The organism is Streptomyces sp. Isolate_45 (genome assembly GCF_024721315.2).
Taxonomy (GTDB): domain Bacteria; phylum Actinomycetota; class Actinomycetes; order Streptomycetales; family Streptomycetaceae; genus Streptomyces.
This window is the reverse complement of record NZ_JANFAK020000005.1, coordinates 13,078-32,870: the sequence shown is the minus strand read 5'-3', so window position 1 is coordinate 32,870 and position 19,793 is coordinate 13,078. Positions and strand designations below refer to the sequence as shown.

General features: G+C 70.3%; 12 protein-coding genes and 2 pseudogenes. 11 read left to right on the top strand and 3 right to left on the bottom strand.

Features of this window, described 5'->3' with window-relative positions:
* The first annotated feature begins 104 nt into the window (after positions 1–104).
* The 3 genes from NOD94_RS03075 (at position 105) to NOD94_RS41365 (ending at position 3,157) form a co-directional block, all read left to right on the top strand.
* Positions 105–1,940, top strand: coding sequence for a SulP family inorganic anion transporter (locus NOD94_RS03075; RefSeq protein WP_281204194.1), 1,836 nt, complete (start codon positions 105–107; stop codon positions 1,938–1,940).
* A gap of 143 nt (positions 1,941–2,083) precedes the next feature.
* Positions 2,084–2,272, top strand: a complete 189-nt coding sequence (locus tag NOD94_RS03070; RefSeq protein ID WP_281204130.1) for a hypothetical protein — start codon at positions 2,084–2,086, stop codon at positions 2,270–2,272.
* A gap of 330 nt (positions 2,273–2,602) precedes the next feature.
* Positions 2,603–3,157, top strand: coding sequence for a Ku protein (locus NOD94_RS41365; protein ID WP_348652308.1), 555 nt, complete (start codon positions 2,603–2,605; stop codon positions 3,155–3,157).
* Between the two features lie 198 nt (positions 3,158–3,355).
* Here the strand turns inward: NOD94_RS41365 and NOD94_RS03060 are convergent.
* A pseudogene (locus NOD94_RS03060) lies at positions 3,356–3,697 on the bottom strand (transposase); the annotation flags it as partial.
* A 409-nt stretch (positions 3,698–4,106) separates the two neighbouring features.
* Here NOD94_RS03060 and NOD94_RS03055 point away from each other — a divergent pair.
* The gene (locus NOD94_RS03055; protein WP_281204129.1) at positions 4,107–4,787 is read left to right on the top strand and encodes a pyridoxamine 5'-phosphate oxidase family protein; all 681 of its coding nucleotides are present in this window, start codon (positions 4,107–4,109) and stop codon (positions 4,785–4,787) included.
* A 410-nt stretch (positions 4,788–5,197) separates the two neighbouring features.
* Here the strand turns inward: NOD94_RS03055 and NOD94_RS03050 are convergent, their stop codons facing one another.
* On the bottom strand, positions 5,198–5,353 hold the full coding sequence (locus NOD94_RS03050; RefSeq protein ID WP_281204128.1) for a hypothetical protein: 156 nt from the start codon (positions 5,351–5,353) through the stop codon (positions 5,198–5,200).
* 38 nt (positions 5,354–5,391) lie between these two features.
* Here NOD94_RS03050 and NOD94_RS03045 point away from each other — a divergent pair, with 38 nt between their 5' ends.
* From NOD94_RS03045 to NOD94_RS03015, 7 genes and pseudogenes are all read left to right on the top strand, one after another.
* Positions 5,392–5,811: a DUF4158 domain-containing protein gene (locus NOD94_RS03045; RefSeq protein ID WP_348652305.1), complete on the top strand. Its 420-nt coding sequence runs from the start codon at positions 5,392–5,394 to the stop codon at positions 5,809–5,811.
* A complete protein-coding gene (locus tag NOD94_RS03040; protein ID WP_281204126.1) occupies positions 5,784–6,884 on the top strand; it encodes a hypothetical protein in 1,101 nt (366 codons plus the stop codon). The genes NOD94_RS03045 and NOD94_RS03040 overlap by 28 nt, the downstream gene beginning before the upstream one ends.
* A 628-nt stretch (positions 6,885–7,512) precedes the next feature.
* Positions 7,513–13,014, top strand: coding sequence for an FAD-binding protein (locus tag NOD94_RS03035; protein ID WP_281204125.1), 5,502 nt, complete (start codon positions 7,513–7,515; stop codon positions 13,012–13,014).
* A 383-nt stretch (positions 13,015–13,397) separates the two neighbouring features.
* A complete protein-coding gene (locus tag NOD94_RS03030) occupies positions 13,398–13,685 on the top strand; it encodes a hypothetical protein (protein WP_281204124.1) in 288 nt (95 codons plus the stop codon).
* Positions 13,686–13,966: 281 nt separating this feature from the next.
* The gene (locus tag NOD94_RS03025) at positions 13,967–14,212 is read left to right on the top strand and encodes a hypothetical protein (RefSeq protein ID WP_281204123.1); all 246 of its coding nucleotides are present in this window, start codon (positions 13,967–13,969) and stop codon (positions 14,210–14,212) included.
* Between the two features lie 106 nt (positions 14,213–14,318).
* A pseudogene (locus tag NOD94_RS03020) lies at positions 14,319–14,507 on the top strand (hypothetical protein); the annotation flags it as partial.
* A 1,400-nt stretch (positions 14,508–15,907) separates the two neighbouring features.
* Positions 15,908–16,258: a MerR family transcriptional regulator gene (locus NOD94_RS03015; RefSeq protein WP_281204122.1), complete on the top strand. Its 351-nt coding sequence runs from the start codon at positions 15,908–15,910 to the stop codon at positions 16,256–16,258.
* Positions 16,259–17,379: 1,121 nt separating this feature from the next.
* Here NOD94_RS03015 and NOD94_RS03010 read toward each other — a convergent pair.
* Positions 17,380–19,713: an Orn/Lys/Arg decarboxylase N-terminal domain-containing protein gene (locus NOD94_RS03010; RefSeq protein ID WP_281204121.1), complete on the bottom strand. Its 2,334-nt coding sequence runs from the start codon at positions 19,711–19,713 to the stop codon at positions 17,380–17,382.
* Between the last annotated feature and the right edge of the window lie 80 nt (positions 19,714–19,793).

Sequence of the window (19,793 nt, the reverse complement as noted above, 5' to 3'; positions counted from 1 at the left end):
ACACACGCTCCGCCGGCAGCGCACGCCACGCGCGCCGGGGACCCGGCCGGTCGGCCCATAGCGCCGCCGGCCCGTCAGCCCGCCCGGCCTCCGCCGGCACGGACATCCTCGCTTCCCTCGTCGTCTTTCTGGTGGCGCTGCCGCTGTGCATCGGAGTGGCGGCCGCCTCCGGCGTCCCCATCGCCCTCGGCATCATCTCCGGGATCATCGGCGGCCTGGTCGTCGGCTTCCTGCCCGGCAGCAGCCTGCAGGTATCAGGGCCGGCCGCCGGCCTCGCCGGGCTCTGCCTGGAATTCACCACCGAGCACGGTCTGGCCCTGCTCGGCCCCGTCATCCTGGCCTCCGGCCTGATCCAGATGGGGCTCGGAGCGCTCAAACTGGGAAGCCTGTTCCAGTCCATCTCCCTGGCCGTGGTGCAGGGCATGCTCGCCGGCATCGGGCTGCCGCTCATGCTGAGCCAGAGTTACGCCGTCATGGACGCCAAGCAGCTCGGCTCGGCCATCAAGAACATCGGGGGCCTGCCGCACCTGGTCCAGTCCACCCTGGCCGATCCACACCGGCTGGCCGCCCTGTTCCTGGGTATCGGCTCCCTGGCGATCTGCTTCCTGTGGAAGAAAGCGCCCGCACCCCTGTCCAAAGTGCCCGCTCCCCTGATCGCCGTCATGCTCGGCTCCGTCCTCGCCGCCCTGCCCGGCATCGAGGTCAAGCGTGTGGTCTTCGGCAGTCTGCTGGACGCGGTGAACCTCCCCGGACCGGACGATTTCGCCGGCCTTGCCGACCCCGCGGTGATCACTATGGTGATCACCTTCGCCATCATCGCCTCCGCCGAAAGCCTCTTCAGCGCCGCCGCCGTCGACCGGATGCACGACGGGCCACGCACCAAGTACAACGCGGAGCTGTTCTCCCAGGGCATCGGCAACGTTCTGTGCGGATTCCTCGGCTCACTGCCCATGACCGCAGTGATCGCCCGCAGCTCCGCCAACGTCCAGGCCGGCGCCAAGACCAAGATCTCCCGCGTGCTGCACGGCGGCTGGCTGCTCGGCTTCGGGCTGCTGCTGCCCGGCCTGCTCGGCCTCATTCCGGTGGCGGTACTTGCCGGCATCCTCCTCCACGCGGGCTGGAAACTCTTCGACCCCACCGCCTTCCCGAAGATGTGGAAGACCGACCGCGGCGAGGGCATCGTGATGATCATCACGACCGTCGCCATCGTGGTCGCCAACCTCCTCGAAGGCGTGCTCGCAGGTCTGGCCGTCGCCATCGTCCTGGTCGCCCTGCGCATGTCCAGGATCGCCTTCCGCACCACTTCGGTCGACAACACCGCCTGCCTGACAATGAGCGGCAACGCGACATTCCTGCGCCTGCCCAAGCTGATCGAGGCCCTGGACTCTGTCGCGGGCAAGCCGCGCATCCATCTGGACCTCACCGCCGTGGTCCACCTCGACCTCGCATGCCGCAGCCAGGTGGAGGAATTCGCCGAACGACAGCGCAAGGCAGGCGCCGAACACGTGGAACTCCTCCTGCCAGGAACCCCGCCAGAGAAGACGACGGCACCCGACCACAGCCCCCTCGAAGGGGACTTCCCGGCAGGACTGGAACACCCGCAGGGACAGACCGCGCAGTTCCCCGGCCAGACCCCCACACCGGCTGTCGGCCTGATCCCCGGTCAGCAGCACCCGGTCGCGGAGCCATGGCCGCACGCCGGCGCCGGTGGTTGGCAGCACGGCGTCCCGATCCAGACAGCCACGAACTACGCGGTGCTGGACCACGTGGTCTCCAACTACGGCGCCCCGCACGCGGCCTCATACAACGCGGCCTACGGTGCCCCACACCCCGGCAGTTACGACTACGGGCACGCCTACGATCCGCCGGAGGCCAGCCACTGGACCTCCGAGGACGAGCGCGCCGCCGAACGCGCCTACTGGGAAGGAACCCAACAATGAAGCGCCCCGTGCGCCTGCACCCCAGGCACACGACGTGCGCGGGCTGCCAGGCCCAGTGGGACGAACCCGGCGCCCCGAACCACCGCTCGGCCCGTTCCCCCGCCCCCCGTCCGGAAGCCACGAGGGAGGCACGCGGACCCCGCATGATCCCTCGCCAGCAGAGCAACGTCGTCGAGAACAACGGTCTTTTCATGCTGCTGTGCGACCTCCATGCGTTGCTCACCGCACCCGCGCACACAGTAGGACCCGTGGCGAACACGACCGTCCAGCCGACCCACCATCCGGCCACCGGGGTGCTGGCGAAGCCTGTCCCGTTACGTCATCCGTACTGAGTCTGCGTGGAGCAGAAACGTGAGACGGGTGGGGGCGCGGACGGCCTCCGGCTCGCCGGGGCGATGCATCCCACTCGACTGGCTACTGCCGGCACGCTCAGGATGCCGGCAACGCTGATGACACCTCTGCCACCAGCTGATCCTGTACGGCCCAGGCCAGGAGCAGTTCAGCGGCACCTCCACTCTCCAACCCGCCTACACCTCATGCACAACGGTAGGTCTTGCCCGGCCTGATGTCTCGCGAGGGGCGCCGTACGGATCCCGTACGGCGCCCCTCGTACCAGGTGGGCGCCGTGGGAGGTCGACGGCTGGGAGCTGCGGTAGGACGAGATCGGCCGAAGCTACGAGACCGTGACGGGCACCCTCGTGGCGATCACCGATGCCGACCTGGACAACATGCCGCTGCCGACCGCGAAGGCAATCGAGATCGTCGCGTTCGTCCCGGCCGACAGCATCGACCCGGTCCGGATCGGGGCCTCCTACTACCTTGCCGCCGACGGCGTCGGGGCCAAGCCGTACGAGCTCCTGCGCCAGGCACTGCAGCGCAGCAGCAAGGTCGCCGTCGTCAGGTTCGCGATGCGCGACCGCGAGCGCCTGGGCCTTCCGCGCGTCATGGACAAGGTGATCGTCCTGCACGGGCTGCGCTGGCCGTACGAGATCCGCTCCACCGACCAACCACCGCCGGGGGGAGGCGCCGACGCCGGGCGCGGAGTCGGGGCCGTGACGACCGTGGGGGCCGGAACACGGGCACGTGTCGCCCCGCCTGTGAATGCGTGCGGTGGTGGCATCGGATGGGTGTCAGCCGCGACCGGACGGCTGCCCCTGCTCACGTTGCGCAGTGGTAGTGGTCATGGCTGGCACGGAATGACGAAGCTGCTGCCGTGAGGTGCCCGTCGCGAGGACGGCCAGCTGCCATGGGCGTGCCTGTTCACACGTGACGAAGTGCCGTGTCAGTCATGTCGACTTCTATGTCCGGAAGGACGTTTGTGCTGGTCAAAGGTGCTGGGCCCTGCGGCCGGTCGCCGATGTGGACCGGTTGTGGATCGTGGACGGAGCCTTGATCCCGGTCCGCGACCGGCCCCCCTTGAGGGCCCTGACGTGCGAGGCGTCGATGGCGGCGTCATCCATGTCCAGCAGCCCGGCGGCCCGCAACTCGGTCAGCAGGACTTGGTGGATGCGGGGCCACACGCCGGCCTCGGTCCAGTCCCGAAGCCGCCGCCAGGCCGTCACACCACTGCAGCCGAGCTGCCCGGTGGGAACGTCACGCCAGCTCACGCCCTTGCACAACACGTAAACGATGGCCCTCAAGGCGGCACGGTCATCCACCGGCAGCCGCCCGGGATACCGAAGCCGCCTGACCGGCCGCCCCGGCAACAACGGGGCCACACGTTCCCACAGGTCATCAGGCACGAGATCAGCAGACACACCCCAGATCCTCCCGACACCACACCCAACTGCCAAGCCCCGCAACCAATCTCATTCTGAAACGATCAGTTAGACGGTACGCCCGGCCGCCAGGCGGCGTTCCAGCAGGCGAAGGCCGACCATGACTTCGTCGAGCAGGAGCAGGAGCTCAGACCCATACGGAACTGACCCGTGCCATCCACTCGATGACCAAGGAAATCCACCGCCGGCTGGTACCCGAAACGGACCAGGGGAGTTGACCTCTCGAACCGTGAGGGCGTCCGAGGTCCGCACTGCGCGGAAGCGGGCCGGGCGGGCCCAGGTAGGGGGCCGACCGGCCCTGGCCACGCGCCGGCAGCGGGTACAGCCTGGGGGGGACGCCCACGGGACCCTCCTGTACCGGCTTCGACATGGCAAAGGTGTGACGAACATGGGAAAGACCGCAGCAGATCCGTCCCCGATCAAGGTCCCCGCGGCCCGCGGCGACCTCGGACGGCGCGTGACCGCCCGCCGCGAAGAATTGGGCATCACACGCGAAGAACTCGGGCAGCGCGTCGGGGCGGCCGCGTCGTACATCACCTATGTGGAGGAGCGGGCGGCGGCGCCCAGCATGGGCATGCTCGTATGTCTCGCGGACGGCCTCGGCACCACCGTCTCCGAGCTGACCGGGAGAACGACCGACAGTCCGCCCGGCATGGGGACCGCCATGCGTGATTCCGAGCTGACGGTGCTGGGTGAGGCGGAGTGCCACCGCCTGCTCTCCACCCACGGCATCGGCCGGGTCGGGTTCTCGGATCTGGAGGGACTCGCCGTCCTTCCCGTCAACTACGTCGTCCTGGGAGACGAGATCGCGTTCCGCACAGCGGCCAACTCCCGGCTCGCCGAGGCAACCGGGACCGAGGTCGCCTTCGAGGTCGACCACATCGACGACGCGATGCGAGAAGGCTGGAGCGTCATGGCCGTCGGCGAGTTGTCCGGCGTCACGGACGGGGCGCGCGTCAGCCACCTGTTTTCGATCGCCCGCTCGCTTCCCTGGGCCGGCGGCCCCCGCACGCACTGGATGTCCATCACCCCCACTCGGATCAGCGGCCGCCGCGCGCGATCCGGGTGAGCGCGCTACGTGCCGTCGTGTTCGACACCGACGGAGTATTGCTCGACTCGGCACGGCTGCACGCCGCAGCCTGGAAGACCGCATTCGACAGCTGTCTGGGCGCCCGGACCGCGTCCGGGAAGGGGCGGCAGCCACCCTTCGACGCGGATCATGAGTACCGCCAGTGGGTCGACGGCAAGCCCCGGCTGGACGGAGCGGCCGCCTTCTTGGACGCGCGAGGCATCGACCTGCCGGCCGGGGGCCCCGGCAGCGCCCCGGGTACCGACACGGTCTGGGCGGTCGCGGCGCGCAAGGAGAAAGAGTTCGTACGCACGCTGGAGGCCGGGACCGTCGAGGCCTTCCCCATGCCGTTCGGCTCAGATCTCCACGAGCGGTTCACCCAATACGGCCTCCCCGGCACCCGACCCGCCCTACACGCCTACGTTGGCCTGTCCACCGAAGGGGAGGAACCCGAGTTCGGCGAGCGCGGTCAGCGGCGCCGGGTGGAGCCGGTCGCGGCGGGCCTTCGTGTTCCCGATCCAGTTCCCCGTACGGTGCTCCACCCCGTCGGGCAGGACCTCGACCACGCTCCACCCCGGCAGCCCGCTTCGGCCGGTTCGCTGCCGTGCCCTCTCCCGGTGGCTGGAGCAGTTCTTCCGCCTGGACGCGCAGGCGCTCGCCTTGGCCCCGGCGATGCGGCTGGGGTTGGGCGGTGCAGTGGGGCTGTGTGTGGATGCTCGGGGTGTTCCCGACCGAGGGCCTGTCCGTCGTGCCGGCCGCGGTGGTGCGGTTCGCGGCCGAGCAGCTCGACGTCGGGCCAGAGGAGTTCGCCGTGTACGGGGCGCGGCGGCAGAACCGGTACGAGCAGGCGTGGGAGTTCCGGGATGCCTGCGGCTATCGGGTGTTCTCGGCTTCCGAGGACGAGGTCCGTGCGTGTTTGGCGGCGCGGGTGTTGGCGTCGTTGGAGGGGCTGCGGGCGTTGTTCGACCGGGCGGTGGTGTGGCTGGTGACAGTAGGGTGCTGCTGCCGGGGATCACGACGCTGACCCGGCTGGTCGCCGAGGTTCGCGCGAGCGAGAACACTGTCCTGTACCGGACGCTGGACGAGGCCGTCCCGAACGGCCTGCGGCAGACGATGCGCGACCTGCTGAAAGTGCCCGACGGGAAGCGGATCTCGGGACTGGAACGCTTGCGGACACCGCCGATGCGCGTCTCGGGGTCGGCGATGACCGCAGCACTGGAGCGGGCGGGGGAGGTGCAGGGCCTGGGCGCCCGCCTGGTGCCCACGGCGGTGCTGCCGGCGGTCCGGCTGTCGGGGCTCGCCCGGTACGGGATGGGCTCGAAGACGCCGACCCTGCGGGAACTGGAGGAGTCGGAGTCGCGGAAGACGGCGACGTTGCTGGCCACAGTGCAGCATCTGGAGACCGCGACTGTCGAGGACGCCCCGGACCTGTTGGACGTCCTGATGTCCTCGCGGCTGCTGTCGCGGACGGAGCGGGTCGGCAAGCAGGAGAAGCTCAAGTCGTTGCCGAGGCTGCGCAGGGCTGCGGGATGGATCGCGAAGGTGGTCGGCGTGCTCCTGGAGACCGCGCCGGCGGCCGAAACGGGGGAGCTGGTGTCGGTGGTCGACGCGTGGTCGGCGATCGAGAAGGCCGTGCCCCGCGAGAAGCTCGCCGAGGCCCTGGCGGTCATCGCCGAGGTCGTCCCCGACGAGGAGGGCGACGAGGAGGGCGACGAGGACGCGGAGTGGAGGGCCGCGCTCGCCACCCGCTACAGCACCGTGCTCGGCTTCATCCGCCTGCTGGTCGACGTCGTCGACTTCGGCGCCGAGCAGGCCGGCGCCCCGGTGGTGAACGCGCTCAAGCAGCTGCCGCACCTGATCGGCCGCAAGAAGATCGACACCTGCGAGGTCTCCGACACGCTGGTGGGCGGGTCGTGGCGGCGGCAGGTGTTCGCGGCCCCCGGCCTGGAGCCGGGCCTGGCGGACAAGGCCGGCTTGACCAAGTACTGGACCGACAACGCCGGCACGAAGCAGACGTCCAGCCGGCGCCGTACACCAGCCGGTGCCGTACAAGCATTCGTGCAGCACCTCGTGCGGAGGAGAGTGCACCAAAGTTGATGCGGTGACCGGTGTGTGCCGCGAGTCTGTTGCGGTCGGTTTGCGGGGTGACGGAGGGGCGATTGACGGTGCGGTTGGACCCGCATGGACGGCTGGAGTCGATGCCGTTCGATGTTCGTTCGAGTGCGGTGCGATGAGTTTCGCGGGAGATCGAGAAGGAGGCCAGGCCGGATCGCCGTCTGTTCACGACCCTTTTGGGCGAGGTACCGGTCGTGCCGCCGAAGAGAGCGTCGGAGCGCGGGCCGCCACGCAACAGCGGGTCTTGATCTGTCTTCGGGAAGCCTGACCCAGGAGCGCCGCGGAGCGCGGTATCGGTCCTGGTGAACCAGCGCGCCCATAACGCCGGTTCACCGTGGCCCCTGCTCGAGGCCAGCCGTATCCCGGCCGTCTCCTTCAGGATGCGCTCACGATACGAGGTCGGTCACCAGCCCCTCGAACGCGTCCCGTCCCGCCGCTGTCCAGCTGCACACGAACTTCCACCGAGGTTGAGCGAACCGTGAACCAACCCACCATCTGCAATCGGCAGTGGGACCGGGCAGAATGCCGTGCACGCGCCTGGGCCGACCGCATGGGGTTGCTCACGACCCCGGACGATAAGCGGCGTCTGGAGAGGATGGGGCAGGGAAGGATGGCCGGCTTCGTCGCTCCCTGGGCGGACCATGCCGAACTCGAACTCCTCGCACAGTGGGGTGCCTTCATCGCGTTGGTCGACGACAGCATCGACCGTGGACCGGGCAGCGGCAGTCAATCGCACGTGCGGGCCCTCATGGACTCCCTTGTCTCCGTGGTGGACGGGTCGGCCACCACATCCGATCTGTCCGTTCCTGCGGTGCGGGCGATCGTGGACCTGTGGAACCGCTCGACACCGGCCACCAGCCCGCAATGGGCAAGGCGATTCGCCGCCCGCTACCGCGACTTCGCCGACGCCACCTGTGAAGAAGCCCTGCTGCGCACCAGGCGCACTCCCCTTGCACTGTCCCGCTACGTGGAGATGCGCCGGCACACCATCACGGTGCTGCCGATGCTCGCTCTGGTGGAGCGCGGGCTGTCCGGCGAGGAGAGCGGCCTGGAGAGTCTGCGCGAGGCCACCGCGGATCTCGTCGCGTGGACCAACGACCTGGCATCGGCGGAACGGGAATCCGCTGAAGGAACGGACAACCTCGTCTCGATCCTCGCGCGCGAACGCCGGTGCACCCACCACGAGGCTGCCGCGATCGCCCGCACGATGATCAGCGAACGCATGGACGCCTTCGACTCGGCAGTGGCAACCGCACTCGCTCAAGGCCCGCACGGTGCAGGTCTGAGGGTACGAGTCGATCGGATCCGCTCCTTCCTCGACGGGGCCCTGGCCTGGCAGGGAGAAACGCGACGCAACGACCCCGAGGCAGCAGCCCCCGACGCCGCCCGACCGGCAGGGCCAGAGCGGGCCGGCAACGATCCTCCGCCCTTCGCCCCGGCCACCGGATGGCTCGGCCCCTGGCTCGGCCCCTGGCGGGGCCCCTGTCAGGCACCGACAGACGCGCCGAGGAGCGTCGACCGCCTCACCCGGCGTCTTTCGCTGGCCGTCTCGCCCACAGGAGCGGTGACGGACCGGTGTGCCAGCCGGGTACTTGAATCGGCACTGTTCCTTGCCCTCCTGCGCGCCGCACGGACACACGAGCCCCAGCAGGAACAGCTGACCTTGTTCCTGCGCTCACGCCGGGTGGGCGCGGATCCCGTCGACGCCCTCTTGATCGATGCCTGTCTCCACCCCGCCGAAACAGCGGGACGGGCAGGCCCGGCCGTCGCGGAGCTCTCCGGCCGGCTGAACCGCGGTACCGGCGGGCGCGGCCGGTTCAAAGCCGCCATGATGCGGACCGTGCTTCACCTGCTGTGCGACGCCCCCCTGACGGACGACGATCTCCTGCCGTCGATGCCGCCGGACCGGATCACGACGTACACCGATGTCAATCTTCTCGCCATCCGAATGATCTGCGCCCTGGCGACAGGCCACCCGCACATGGTGACCGGAGCCGAACGCAACCGGCTGGTCGACTCGCTGGACTCCGGCCGCAACCGGCTGTTCTGGGAGGCCGGCGCCACCACCCACCTGCTCGCCCTGCACGCCGTTCGTGGCTTCCGCCCCGGCCACCCGGTGGTGGACGACGGCATTCTGAGGATGACCCTGGCTCAGAACCGCGACGGAGGGCTGCCATTTCTCGACAGCCAGGACCTCTGGCTCACAGCCGTCGCCGGACTGGCCTTCCTTGCCGATGACCGGCTGCGCCCGCTCACGGGCCGGATGGCAGAGTTCGTCGCCTCCTGGCAGGCGCCCGACGGTGGCTGGCCGTTCGCCAGCGCCATGTCCCAGACAGACCTCGACACCACCACCCGCTGCATGGAGTTCCTCCAGGCTGGTGCCCCCGAGCGCTATGCCTCCCACTTGCGACGGGCTACCCGGTACTTGGAAGCCATGGGCGGGCCGGACGGCGGCTTCCCGACCTGGGTCAGCGGCGACGCGCCCGACCTGGACATGACCGCCGGGGCCCTGCTCGCACTTGCCCCCACCGGATGGCACCACACAATGCTCATCAAGTCCGCCGGGTTCGTCCTCGATACCCAGCGACCTGACGGAACCTTCGAGCGCAGCTGGACGATCAGCGAGTCCAGCGGGATCCTCCGCGCGCTCAACGCCCTGCACGCGGTTCCACAGCCGTCGGTTTCCCTCGCTGCCCGGATCACCGAGGCGACCGCGCGGGCAGTGTCACACCTGACTGCTGCGCAGAACGCCGACGGAGGCTGGGGACGGCAGAACAACGACCCCAGCGACGTGCTGTCGACGGCACAGGCAGTGCCCGTCCTGGCCCGCCACGGCAACCACGCGTGCGCCCGCCACGGGATCAGCTACCTCCTGGCCCACCAGGACTCCGACGGCGGATTCACCTCCGTGCCCGACCAGACGGGCCCGCGCCCGCTGCCGTTCGACTTTCCGGTCCTGGCTCCCCTCTATACCCTGCCGGCCCTCCTCACCGCCGCCTCGCTCACCCAGGATCCGCCCGCCCCGTCGCCGGGCTCCGCGCCCCACCGAAGGATCCCGTCCGGCGGCCGAGCCCCGAGCACCGTGGACTGGTCGGCCCTCGACGCCAGGATGAGTGGAACGCTGCTGGAGCCTCACGACGCCCGCTACGAGCAGGCAAGGCTCGTGGTCAACCAGCGCTACGACGACGTGCGCCCGCAAGCCGTGGCCTACCCGGCCACAGCCGAGGACGTCGCCGCGTGCGTGACCTTCGCACGCGAGCGCGGCGTGCAGCTGACGATTCGTTCCGGCGGCCACAGCTACGCGGGGTACTCCACCGGTCCCGGCCTCGTGGTCCACCTGCGCGAACTGAACTCGATCAGGGTGGGCGACGGCCGGGTCAGGCTGGGTGCCGGAACGCTGGGGATGGCGGCTCACATGGCCTTGGCCGCATCCGGAGCGGGCCTGCCGCTGGGGCGCTGCCCCTCCATCGGGGTGGCCGGAGCGACCCTGGGCGGCGGCCTGAGCGCCTTCACCCGGTCCTGGGGCCTGGCCATCGACCACCTCACGGGTGTGGACATCGTCACCGCGGACGGGCGGCTCCGCAGCGTCGACGCTCATTCCTCCGGTGCCGACCGCGATCTCCACTGGGCCATGTTGGGGGGCGGCGGAGGCAACTTCGGCGTGGTCACCGCACTCGACTACACCACCGTCGACATCAGCGACATGGCCTTCACCAGCATCGTCATGCGCTGGCCCATGAAGGACATGGCCGCCCTCATCCAGGGCTGGACGGCCTGGAACGCCGACCCGAACCTGCCGCGCGAACTGCGCACCGCCATCGAACAGCTCAGCGACAGAGGCGCGCCCTCCGAACTCGTCGTCACCGGAACCTTCATCGGCACCCCCCGCGAAGTACAGCCGCTCCTGGACAGCCTGGTCACCGCCGTCGGCAGGCCCGAGAGCGACCGCGTCACCCACCCCGTCAGCTACGTCCAGGCGGCAGCCGAACCGGAGCGCTGGGGCGGGGGAACCTTCGGGCCCCGCGTTGCCTTCGCGGCCAAGTCGCAGATCGTCCGCCGGCCCATGACCCCGGCGGCAGCCGAAGACATGGTCGCCGCGGTCAACCGGCTCCACCGGCTGGGCGGCGTCACCGGAGCCGGAGGGCTGCTCATCGACTCCCTGGGCGGGGCGGTCAACGACGTGGCTCCGGATGCCACCGCCTTCCCTCACCGGTCGGCGGTCGGTGTCGTCCAGTACCACTCCTACTGGCACGAATTCACCCCACAGCCCCACATCGAACAGCGTCTGCAGTGGCTCCGTGACATCCACAACACCATGCACCCCCACCTGGGCACCGGTGGCTACGTGAACGGCATGGACCCCGAACTCGACGAATGGGAAAGCGCCTATCACGGCGACAACCACCCCCGCCTGCAACGCGTCAAGGCCGCAGTGGACCCGGACCGGTTCTTCACCCAGCCCCGGGCCATCACCCCTGCCACGACGCCCTCCACCGGTACGGTCACGACACCCACCGGATCGCGCCCCACCGTCCGGGCTCATGGTCAGCGCACCGACGCGGAGCTCACCCGGCTGGCACGAAGGCTTCGCGGGCGGCTCCTGCGCCCGGGGGACCCCGACTACGACAAAGCCCGAGTGCTGCACAACCAGCGCTACGACGTCGTCATGCCCGCAGCAATCGCCCGCATCGTAGACGAGGACGACGCCGCGGCGTGCCTCGCCTACGCCGCCGAGACCGGCACAGCGACTGCCGTCCGCGCAGGTGGCCACAACTACGCAGGCTTCTCCACCACCCCGGGGCTGGTGATCGATGTCGCCGCCCTGAACAGCATCACCGTCTCACGTGACAGGGTGCGCCTGGGCGCCGGTGTCAGCAGCACGAGCGCCGGACAGGCCCTCGCACGCTCCGGCCTGGCGATCGCAGCAGGACGGTGGGGGTCGGTCGGGGTCGCCGGCTTGACCCTCGGCGGTGGCAAGAGTGCCTTCACCCGCGCTTGGGGACTGTCCTGCGACCGGCTCATCGGAGCGACCATCGTCACCCCGGACGGACGCACGCGTCACCTCACCTGCGCACCCGAGGATCCCGACCGCGAACTGTTCTGGGCCCTGCGTGGCGCGGGCGGAGGCAACTTCGGCGTCGTCACGGCCCTGGACTTCCAACCGGTCGACATCACCGGCCTTTCGTTCGCGCACTTCCAGGTCCAGTGGGCGCACGCCGATATGGCGAGCGCGCTGCGCGGATGGCAGCATTGGATCACCGACCCCCGTACACCGCGCGAGGTCTCCTGCGACGTACGGATCCTGCTCGACGGCAGCGGGCCCTCCCAACCCATCGTGCACGGCGCCTGGATCGGCGGCACCCCCTCGCTTCTCCGCGAGATCGACCGCCTGATCGCAGCCGTCGGACGCCCGCCGAAACGGATCACCATCACGCCCGGCAGCTACGTCGAATCCGCCATGGTCACCGACCACCCCCTGCGCGACGGCGCGACCCACTCCGAATCCGCCTGGCCCGCCCCTGCCTTCACAGACCCGGGGGCCCGCAACGACTCGGGTGGCGCCCCCGGCGGCGATGACCGGATGGCCTGGGCCGGGAAGTCGCACATCGTCCGTGCACCCATGACCGAAGCCGCCACCGCCATCCTGATCGCAGGCATCGACGACCTCCACCGGCTGGGCGCCACCGGCGGCTTCTACCTCGACTCCCTGGGAGGCGCCGTGGCCGACATGACCAGCAGCGCGACGGCGTTTCCACACCGAAACGCCCTGGCAGTCCTTCAATACATCACCACATGGTCCCGGACATGCCCGCACTCCGACTCCGCCGCCCGGCTGGATTCGATGCGGAACACCCACGCAGCCATGCAGATGCACCTGGGCCCCGGAGCCTACGTCAACGACACAGATCCCGAACTCCTTGGCTGGGAACACGCCTATTACGCCGACAACTACCCCCGGCTACAGAAGGTCAAGGCGACCTACGACCCCGACCAGGTGCTCGACTTCCCCCAGGCCGTCCGAGCCTCCTCCCTGCCGGCCTTCCCCACTCAGCTACAGGCCACAGCCGACACCCGCTCCACAGACGGACCCCCGCGGCACCATTCAAATTGACAGCACCACATGCTCACAGGACCACCGTGACCGGTGACCTCGATTCGCCTGTACATACGAGGAGAGGGATACCGCGCAAGAAGCCCGGCCGCCGCTGCGGTACCTGTGTGGGAGGCTGCCAGGCCGTGGGCGCCGCCCGCGAGTACGAACGCGAAGCGGTCCTGGGGCCGCTGACCGAGGCCTGGACGTGCCCCGGAACCTGGACCTCGTCGCCGTGGCGAAGGTGCTGGAGCAGTTCGGCTACCTCCACCTCGGCCGCGCCCGTGTCCCACGCCCGTGTTCCGCGTCTTCCCGGCGGCAGGCCGTACCGGCCAGGGGCGCGGGGCGCACGCGGTGACGGGGGCGGCTCCCACGCCCGGACGCCGTAGGCGGGGCCCCGGGCGTTGGCGGACCGGGTACGGGCGGCTTGGTGGGCGCTGTCGGACCGGGACCGGATCGCTGTCGAGGGACTGCTGCCGGCCGGCGCGCTGTTCGCGGCCGCCCGGCGGGCGGACCACCTCGGGCTGGCGCAGGCGGACTTCGTCCTGTCGGTTCTGGCCGGCACGGCGGGCGTCGCCGCCTTGTACCGGGGAGCCGTCCACCGGCCGCGGTCCGTCCCGCCTGCGGCCGGTTCGCTGATGGCGCCCTCGGAGGAAGTACAGCGGCACGCCGCCCGCGAGGCGGGCACCTGACCGGGGGAGAACCGTGACGGAGAGGGGCGGATGGATGGTGATGACGGGCAGGCAGCGCCGGACCGGCGTGAGCGTGCCGGCGGGGACCGGGCCGGCCGCGACCAGCCCTCGGGGCGCGTATGCGTGCCGGCAGATCGGCTGCCACGGATCGCACGTTCGCAGGATGCTCGGGCGGCGGGTTCTGGAACGGCCGCCGCGATGCGTTGGTGGGTCGGCGGGTGACGAGGCGTGCCCCGAGGAGGGTCGTCGGGACACGGCTCCGTGTCGGGGTGCGGCCGGCGGTGACGGCCCGCACGATCGCCGACCTCACCGCCGCCGGAGTCCTGCTCCGCCCCGGCGGCCCGGCGGACGCCCCGACCGTCCACGCCGACCAGCTCGCCGCCCTCGGCCGCCGCCGCGACCTCCCCAGCCTCCTCGACCGCCACACCCACTACGGCCCCGACCAGATCGCGTGCGCCTCGGACTGCGCCGTAGCGACGTCGATCACCTCGTCCGCCTCGACCTGCTGCGGCGGGCCCGCACGGTAGCCGTCGACTTCGGAAAGGCCCGGGCGGGGAAGTTGACGTGCCGCTCTTCCGGGGCCTGGACGTGGCCCTGCTCCCGCTGCTGCGACCCGAACTCGGCTGGCCGCCCATGCGGGTGCTGGGGTCGGGTGCGCGGTCCCCGCTCTCCCGCCTGCTGCCCGAGGCGGGCGACGACGCTGTCACGGCGGCGGTGGTGGCGAGGATCGCCGGCGTGGGCCGTGCGACGGTGACGGCCTGGCGGCGCCGCCACACCGACTTCCCCACCCCGACCGGCGGCACGCCCAAATCCCCGGTCTTCGACCGTCGAGCGGTCGGCGAATGGCTCCTCGACCACGGCAAGATCACCCTCACCGAAGCCGTGCCCGCCGCCCGCCTGGTTCTGCACACCGGTCTGGGGGTCGACCTGCGCGCCGACGGCCTCACGACCGCAGATGCGGGCGATGTTCACCGCCTGGTGGGGCTTCGCCGAGCCGGCCTGCGCGGACCGCGTTCAGCGCGACCCACGTCAACGTCCTGGCGGCTTGGACCGCCTTCGGGGGCCGGCTGTGCCGGGTCGAGCTGTCGTGGTCGGGGCCGTGCGCCCGCCCTCAGGTGTGCCAGCACTCCCGACCGTTCGCCGGGCCGGCCGTGGGGACGGCGGGCTGCTCGTGCGCGGAAGCGGAGTGCGGGCAGCTCCTGGTGGACCACAGCGGTTGTACGCATCACGGGTTCCGGCGGGCCCGCCCGCAATGGAACACCATCGCGCGGGCGACGTCCGCTGCCGCGAACTCACGGCAGCCCGCGAGGCGTAGGGCGTTGATGCCCGCCGGGGCCGGGCTACTCGTTCCCCGGTCTCTGACGGCCGACGGTGGATCCGGGCGGTGTGTTCTGCCCCGGCCTGCGGCCGGGTAACCCTCTTCGCGTTCGATTTTCTCCTCACGGAACAGCCGTATTCCTCCTCGCAGAGTACACAGAAATCTGTGCTGGCTGGAGTAGACATTCGCTGATCCTGTGGTTATGGTTTCTCTCGTAGCCCAGTCAAGAAGGGCCTGGCAGAGACGAACTGCCGGGCAGCAGTACCCGTAGTTGCAGTTCAGCAGTGTGGTGCGGTCGCGGAGTGTCGAAGCCAGGTTTTGTGCAGGATGGCGACGGGACTGGCGGCCGGACCGGGTGGCCCGCGGTGATCAGGGGCCGCCGCCCAGGCGGTAACTCAGCAGTGAAGTGGAGTGGTACCTCGGTGAAGGCGTCGGCTGCGGGCGCGCGCATCGGGAGGTTCGGCAGTGGGGTTCCAAGCCAGAGCGGACGCAGGATGGGCGACGGGGCTGGCTGCCGAAAGCGTGGCGCTCGGTCAGGCCACGAGCAGTACAAGAAGTTCGCAGTATCAGCGGTATCGAGTGGAGCAGTACCCGCAGTTCGCAGTACCGCAGTTCCCTGTAGGTATGTAGTTGATCATCCGAGGGATGAACGGAGGGGTTGAGACGCCATCTGGATCGCCCGGACGCCACGCGAGTTCGGGCACCGCAGGACATCGTGAGTGAGGTGGTCTCCGGTCAAGCACCGCGATCCCCGCACACCCGGCGCAGCTCAGGTCGGGTAGGCGGAACAAGTAGGCCGGCGCACTATCAGGGCCGGCAGGTGGTGAAGCAGTTCCTTCGGGGCCCTGGTGCCAGTACGCACCAGGGCCCCTCCACGCGTTCCACAACCACGTAAGAGGTGTCGATGACAGCAGAAAACCCGACCGGCCCCCTCGGCGGTCACCTTGACGACGATGATTTCCCCGCCTACACGATGGGCCGGGCCGCCGAAATGCTCGGTACCACCCAGGCCTTCCTCCGCGCGATCGGCGAGGCCCGCCTGATCACCCCGCTCCGCTCGCCCGGCGGACACCGACGCTACTCCCGCTACCAGCTGCGCATCGCGGCCCGCGCCCGGGAACTCGTCGACCAGGGCACCCCCGTCGACGCGGCCTGCCGGATCGTGGTCCTGGAGGACCAGCTTCAGGAAGCGCAGCGCATCAACGCCGAGTTCCGCCGCACTTCCGGATCGACGAACCCACCGGCAGCGGCCTGATGAGGGCAGAGGCGAAACGCCACACGCCCACGGGCCCGCAGACGCTGACGGGCCATGAGCCGGCGGATCCGCGGAAGCCGGGCACGATCCCATCTCCTCGGCGGGCCGACCGCACGGTGTTCCTCGCCGGCCGCGACGGCTTGATCCGTCTCACCGGCGAACTCGACCTGGCGAGCGCCCCGGCCGTTCGCGACGCGGTCCGCGAGTGCCTGGAGAGCCGCCCCGCTCTGCTGCGCATCGATGTCAGTGGCGTCTCGTTCTGCGACTGCGCGGGTCTGGGGGCCTTGTTGTGGGCGAGGTCCGAGGCGGCCCGTGCCGGGGCCGGTTTTCACCTCGGCGGCCCGTTCCAGCCCGCCGTGGCTCGGGTCCTGGAGGCCACCGGCACCACCACCCATCTCGGCCCGACGCTCCAGCGCGGCCGAACGGAACCGCGGGCGGCGGGAAGAACGCGGCGTGCTGTGGCCTGCGACAGTGCCCGCCGTGGTGGAGTAACCGGCCCGGTGGTTGCGCGTTGAACGGGATATGACCACGACGGTGCGGACCACCCCGGCCATCACCGGGCGGGAGCACGGAGATGAGGTTTCCCGCCCCGACCTGCGGCCGATCTACGCCGCGCCCGCCCGCGAGCGACGGGCCGCCGGTTGCCTCGTCCCCGGCCCGCGCGACGAGCAACGAGCCGCCTCCTTCCCGCCGCCGCCCTTGCGCCCGCTTCCGACCCACCCCCCTTTGCGTGGTGTCCGCGTCCCGAGCCCGGACAGCACCCCCGGAACCTGTCGGACAGGCGGGCACCACGGTGGGGCCCACCGCTCCGGCAGTCCCCACTGTGCCGTCATCGACTCAGTGCAGCCGAGTCCGCGACCACCGGACGTCCGTCGGGGGCCCCCGAGCCGCTCGCCGCTGTTGCCGGCCGGTGTCGGGGGCTGCTTGGCCGAACTACGCCTCGGGTAGACCACGTTCCTGGCGAGCGCCGCCGGGACACCGGGAACGCCCGGAGGGGGGACAAGGCCGTGTGTGTGAGGCCGGGATCTCGTTGATGGGTTTTGGCAATGGCTGGTGATTCCGCCGGCCGGCGGAGAGCGCTACTCGAACTGCCCGGGCCGGAGGACGACGCGACGTGAGGCTCACGTCATCCGGGTGCCCTGGCGTACGCATTCGATGAGGTAGTCCCCGGTGTCGGCATCGATGGTGACACCGTGGGCCTCGCTGTGGAATCCGGGGAAGGCCCGGTCGAACGCCTCCAGCGCGGACAGGTAGCGCAGGACCGGGCCGCCCGGTGCGCCGAGCGCTTCTCCGGGCATCAGGACGGGGATCCCCGGGGGAGTCACGGTCACCATGGCCGCTGCCACCCTGCCGGCGGCCTGGGCGAGGGGGAGCCGTTCCGTGCCGCCCCGGATCAGCTGCCGATAGCACGCCTGGGGCGGGACGACGGGTTCCGGCAGCTGCTGGAAGGCGGTGTCCAGGGCGTCGATCAGTTCCGCCCGGGTGAGGTGTTCGTGCATGTCCTGGCACAGACCGCGCAGTGTCGTGCCGCTGTAGCGCTGCGGGTAGCGCTCGACGAGGTCCGGCAGTACTTGGCGCAGCGGGGTGTCGGCGTCATGGAGGGCCTTGAAGTCCATGAGGGCATCCATCAGGGTGCCCCACTTGCCCTTGGTGATGCCCATGGAGAACAGGACGAGGGTGGTGTAGGTGTCGGTCTTCTCCACGACGATGCCGCGGCCGGCCAGGTACGCGGTGAGGATGCGGGCGGGGATGCCCCAGGAGTCCGCCTCGCCGCGCGCATTGACGCCGGGGCAGGTCAGCGTCACCTTGATGGGGTCCAGCAGGCACTGGCCCTCGCTGAGTCCCTCGAAGCCGTGCCAGTCCGCCTCCGGGACGAGCTCCCAGCAGCGGGGGTCGGAGGCCAGGAGTGCCGGGGAGGCGTCTGCGAAGGCGACGGTGGTCCCGTCGGCCGGGTCGGTGACGGTGTCTGGTTGCCAGACGCCGAAGAACCACGGCAGTCGGTCCCCGGCCTCCGCGATCCGCCGTGCGGTACGGACGAGGGCCTGCCGGAACCGCACGGCCTCGGTCACCGCCTCGTTCACCAGCCACTCGCCCTGCGGTCCGTCCATCATCGCCGCGGCCACGTCCAGCGAGGCGATCACCGGGTACAGCGCCGAGGTGGTGCCGTGCATCATGAACGTCTCGTTGAACCGGTGGTGCTCGACCGGCGCTCGGGGCGAGGACTTCACGTGGACCATGGCGCTCTGCGACAGGGCGGCCAGCAGCTTGTGCGTCGACTGGGTCGCGAAGACCGTGGGACGCTCGTCGCCCTCGAAGGTGTCCGGCCCCACGGCCATGCCGTAACGGCCCGCGTAGAGCGAGTGGAAACGCGCATAGGCGAACCACGCCTCGTCGAAGTGCAGACGGGGCGTACTGGGAGCCAGGGCGCGCGCCGTCTCCACGGTGTCGTAGCACAGGCCGTCGTACGTCGAGTTCGTGATCACCGCGTACTGGGCCTGGGGCGATACCGCGCCAGGCGTCAGCGGGTGGGCTGCGATCCGGGCGGCGACCGCGGCGGGCGCCGTCTCGCGCGCCGGGAGCGGTCCGGCCAGCCCGTATCCGTTGCGGGTCGGGACGAGGTAGACCGGGCGCGCACCCGAGATCACCAGCCCGTGCAGCACCGACTTGTGACAGTTGCGGTCCACGAGGGCGATCTCGTCGGCGGTGACGCAGTAGTGGCCGACCATGCGGTCCGCGGTGGAGTCGCCGTGGAGCACGAAGTACGTACGGTCGGCGCCGAAGACGCGGGCGGCGTTGCGCTCGGCGTCCCCGATGGGGCCGCTGTGCTCGAAGAGGGAGCCCAGTTCCTCCACCGAGATCGACAGATCGGTGCGGAAGAGCCGCTCACCGTAGTAGTCGAAGAAGGCCCGACCCACGGGCGACTTCAAGAAGGCCACGCCGCCCGAGTGTGCCGGGGTGTGCCAGGAGTACTCGTGGGCGTCGTCGAACCGACGCAGCGCTTTGAAGAACGGCGGCAGGACGGAGTCGCCGTACTCCCGGGCGGCGTTGAAGACCCGGCCCGCGATGAAGGACGGCGTGTCCTCCAGCGGCCAGATGTATCCGACGGCGGTCTCCGCCACCCACAGGGGTAGCCGGTCCAGGCCGTGGTCCGACTCCTCGCTCATGACGACGAAGACGGGCAGGGCCGTGAAACGGCGGGTGATCTGGCGCAAGACGGCCGCTCCCCGGCCGTCGCCGTCCTCGCCGGTCTCGGACGGCAGGTCCCAGGCGACGACCGCGGCCGACAGGCCCGCCTCCGTACGCAGGGCGGCACAGGCCGCCTCAACGGTCCGAGCCCACCGCACCTCCAGGCCGCGATTCTCCAACTCCTTGCCGATCCTGCGCAGTTGGTCACCGCCGACACCCCGACCCAAGGGGTCCTCGCGCAAAGCCAGCAGGACACTACCGTTCGCCATGACACTCTCCACGTGCGTCTACCCATCCCGACCTGCCAAGCATCGAGTTCAAACACCACGGACCGGGTCGAAATCCGGCG

What these genes read in the sequence shown, in the direction of transcription:
- NOD94_RS03070 (WP_281204130.1), top strand. Translation starts at nt 2,084, where the DNA reads ATGATCCCTCGCCAGCAGAGCAACGTCGTCGAGAACAACGGTCTTTTC.
- NOD94_RS03055 (WP_281204129.1), top strand. Translation starts at nt 4,107, where the DNA reads ATGGGAAAGACCGCAGCAGATCCGTCCCCGATCAAGGTCCCCGCGGCC.
- NOD94_RS03035 (WP_281204125.1), top strand. Translation starts at nt 7,513, where the DNA reads ATGGCCGGCTTCGTCGCTCCCTGGGCGGACCATGCCGAACTCGAACTC.
- NOD94_RS03015 (WP_281204122.1), top strand. Translation starts at nt 15,908, where the DNA reads ATGACAGCAGAAAACCCGACCGGCCCCCTCGGCGGTCACCTTGACGAC.
- NOD94_RS03010 (WP_281204121.1), bottom strand. Translation starts at nt 19,713, where the DNA reads ATGGCGAACGGTAGTGTCCTGCTGGCTTTGCGCGAGGACCCCTTGGGT.